The organism is Vallitalea sp. (assembly GCF_025211055.1).
GTDB lineage: Bacteria > Bacillota > Clostridia > Lachnospirales > Vallitaleaceae > Vallitalea.
Genome location: NZ_JAOARO010000078.1, coordinates 1 through 3803, shown reverse-complemented (window position 1 = coordinate 3803; position 3803 = coordinate 1). Strand labels below are relative to the sequence as shown.

At 29.7% G+C, this 3803-nt stretch carries 4 protein-coding genes and 1 pseudogene; all 5 read right to left on the bottom strand.

Annotated elements, in window-relative coordinates; translation table 11 throughout:
• Positions 1-88 precede the first annotated feature (88 nt).
• Positions 89-745 carry a transposase gene (locus tag N4A55_RS11440; RefSeq protein WP_293756407.1) on the bottom strand — a complete coding sequence of 219 codons (657 nt, stop codon included), beginning with the start codon at positions 743-745 and terminating at the stop codon, positions 89-91.
• A gap of 108 nt (positions 746-853) precedes the next feature.
• Positions 854-1087 (bottom strand): hypothetical protein, encoded by a 234-nt coding sequence (locus tag N4A55_RS11435; RefSeq protein WP_293756404.1) that lies wholly within the window; start codon positions 1085-1087, stop codon positions 854-856.
• A 16-nt stretch (positions 1088-1103) separates the two neighbouring features.
• Positions 1104-1700: a DUF4474 domain-containing protein gene (locus N4A55_RS11430; RefSeq protein ID WP_293756401.1), complete on the bottom strand. Its 597-nt coding sequence runs from the start codon at positions 1698-1700 to the stop codon at positions 1104-1106.
• A 371-nt stretch (positions 1701-2071) separates the two neighbouring features.
• The gene (locus N4A55_RS11425; RefSeq protein ID WP_293756398.1) at positions 2072-2734 is read right to left on the bottom strand and encodes a hypothetical protein; all 663 of its coding nucleotides are present in this window, start codon (positions 2732-2734) and stop codon (positions 2072-2074) included.
• Positions 2735-2757: 23 nt separating this feature from the next.
• Positions 2758-3803: pseudogene (locus N4A55_RS11420) on the bottom strand (hypothetical protein); the annotation flags it as partial.

Sequence of the window (3803 nt, the reverse complement as noted above, 5' to 3'; positions counted from 1 at the left end):
TACCTAATGATTGCAAAGTACCTATCAAAAAATAATACCATCAGAGCCTCTACTTATATAACAACTATAGGTGAGGCTTTGTTATTTATTATACCAGATAGAGATTAGCATTAGTATGTGTGCAAGGTTTGACGCTTACTTCAAAAACACAATAATTCTCATAACCACGATCAGCAACAATAATGGTTTTTTCTTTGCTATCAGCACGTTTAATCATATCAACTAAAGCTTGTCTTTCATTCATTTTTCTTCCAGGTAGAATATTCGCATCAACAAAGACCCTGTTACATAGATCATATAACGCATTCAATTGTAGCATATTAAATCCTTTGGCCTTAGGTCCATTAGGGAAATAAGACTCTTCATCGCTAGGGTTATGATAAATACATATATCAGAGCCATCAGCTGCTAAAAGTCGATAACCGTTATACGATTTTGACGATATGCTTTTCTTCGTAAATTCATGAAAAAGGTATTGAAAAGCATCAGGCAGGATTTTATTACGTTGTTGGACAAAAGCAGCAGAAGTAGGGGTGTCTATATCATATAAAAAATTATCCATCAACTCTAATTTTAGGCTTTTACCACCCATAGACAATAAAATGTGAATCATTTTTTTGAAATCAAGTTTTCTTTTTCTAGTAAAATCCTTCTCTGGATTTTTCAAAAATAAGTAAGAGCAGGTATCGATTTCAGATACTACGTTCTCAAGATTTGTTTTCACTAGATTTGCGTATTCATTCATAAGTTAACCTCCTTGAAATATATATTCAAGGGGCTTCGCCACATTTTTTTGATAATTTGTCAAGGAGTTTTTGAATTTATTCAGGAATTATTGCAGAAAAAAAGAGCCTTACGAATTTTCATGCGTAAGACTCTTTATGCTCTGTCTTAACTTAATGACATTGGCCTTCAAAGCCTCTTTGTCCTGATTCTCTAATGCTTCAATTACTTCTTCCAATCTAGTATTTGCTATTGCCTCTTCGTCAACTGCGTTAAGCATCTTTAGTCTTATATCTACTAACGAACATGAACTTAAAACTAACATACTAAATATAAGTATAAAACTGATTTTTAGTTTATTCATTAAAATTTCTCCTTTCTTAAAATTTATATGTTAGTTGATATTTATTATCTTTGTCTTTGGACCATTTATCTTTACTTTCCAAGTAGTCATCTGATTTAATAAAATTATTGTACATATCTTTATGATTAATAAAATTAATAGTGTAGTAAGCAGTCAAATTTTCAGCATTTATATCCTTATAATTGGAATTGAATCCTGTTATCCACCATTGATTTTTAGTTGGATTGTAATCAATTAGAGTGTTTCCTTTATTATCTTCTAGTTTCAATGACATAGGTAAAGCAAGGTCTTTGTCCACAAGCCAGTGAGGTGTTGAAGAACCAAATGCTTCTAATCTTTTGTATATTCCTAATTCAGCACCTGAACCTAGATTTACATAATCGCCTTTCCACGCCCAAAATCTTAATTCCTGACTTTTATGGGTAAACTGAAATTTAGCTGTTTCCATACTAGTTCCTAAATCAAAAACTACATCGTACAGACTATTATAACCTCCATATTGCTGCCAACAATCAAAGTCAGCATGGTAAACACCTTTATATTTTTTATCTTCTTCCATCATTAAGAAAAATGCCCCTATATCAGCAGTATCTATTAAACCAAACGTCTGCATTTTAATATAAGCATTTGTACCCTTTTCTGCACCGTCTACAGTTTTTCTTATAACATTTTTAATGAAATTTCCAATATCAGCTAGTGATGGGGAATTCCCTGATGAATCAATATAAAGAACTGGATTGTTATGACAATACGTATAAAGGTTAAGGCTAAGTGGGTCATTTGCATTGCCTTTGACACTACCTCTGTTATTAACCTATTGTAACATGGTTTATAATATCAATTCTATAATGTCTCGCACCCTTTGTTTAGATGGACAATTATAAGTGAGTTGCTCAAAATCCCCATGCCTCCTTAGAAGATAATAGAGATGGAGTTATTTTTTATGCAAATAACAACTCTATCCCTAGGCTTCACATTGTATTGTTAACAATTAACTTTATTATTCAATTTTTTATTAAATAGTAATACCAATAATAATAGTAATATATAACCTATTATCTTATTGAGTAGCTGATATAGTATCAATGCTTCATTTTGATGAAACGCTCTCCATAATGATAAGTTATTATTTCGAAAAAGGAGATATACATACAATTTTGAATTTAGCATTTTCATAATTAAGTAACCTATCATAATAGAACTATAAATTATTTTTGATTTAAGTAAGTTAGTAATCAATAAAGCTCTATCGTCAAATATTATATAAATTAAAGCAGAATAGTATGCTATATAAGATGAATAACTTAATGTAGCTGTTATAAAATATGAGGTGTGTAACTTATCTAATATAATATTGATAAGTAAAACACCTAATTCAACTAGAACTACTTTGAATAATACTTTTAACAGATGCTGCTTTCGTTTAATAACATATTTTATAATGATTAAGCCACCTGTTATAATTATAATCTTTGCTACTGCATGTAAGATAAGTTTAACAAAATCATTTGTAGGTACTCTAGTAATTAATATTTGTAATATTATATCATATGATAAATTCATTTCTAAATTTATTTTAATAAATGAATCTAATATAAACATAGTAATTATAGTGCTATAAATTAAGGCTGTTTTTTTAAACTTCATTTTTCTATCCTTTCATAACTCTTTTACTTATTAGAGAATATACCTATATCATTATGTTTATCATATATAGCATGATAAATTGCTTTTTGGTAGATTTCACTTAAAACATTAGACCTTTCATATAAAAATCTTGCGTCATAATCTCTTTTCCATCTTTCAAAAATCATACCTTCCATGTGACCAATTTCAGCATCATCATTTTCATATAATTTAGGTGTAAAAATTAGTTCATCTGATTTATTATATGATAAATACCCTACTGCAGGATCAGTAGCATGCGCTTTGTCAACGGTATACTTTACGTCATATAAGTGTCCTTCTAATCCTAAATATTTAGATATTTCTTTTTGCACATTATGTTGTGTGGTAACATCTTTTTTTGCTTTTAACTTTGAATATGTAATACTTTTACCTGCATAAGAATTTAATAAAAACTTTGAATCTGAGTATTGAATAATAGCTCTTCTATTTCCATTATTTTCTTGAAAAATAACATCTAAAGAAGTTATTTTTGTGGCAATAAATGCAGCATTTGCTACATTTATTGCACTAGCAGCTAAATTCCATCGTTGAGTCATAGCATTATCTCTAAATTGCATATTATCATTATCACCTTCTAATGTAATATTTTGAAGGAAGTCAGACCAATCAAAATCTCTATTTATAAGATTGACTTGATCAGTTACTGACCAACCAGCATCATTAAAATTAGCATTAGACCCATTGTCATCAAAATTAGGTACGTGTATATCGTATCTTTCGCCTTGATAGAGAATATACCCCGTATCAGTAGGGACTGGATTTGGCGCTTGCTCAAAATACATATTATCTTTATCACTAACTCCATCTTTACCATGCCCCGTTGGATCGATATACATAATAGGATTATTAGCTACATAGGCATATAAATTCAGTCCATCCCCCCGAAAACTATCCTCTTGTATAACCCCATTTTCCATTAAATCATTAATCCCAATCATATGCAAAGCTTGGAAAGTAGCTTTATCTAATTGACCTGTTACATCAACATTTAATCCTTTTTCTTGAATATACTGTTGTAATTTCTTTA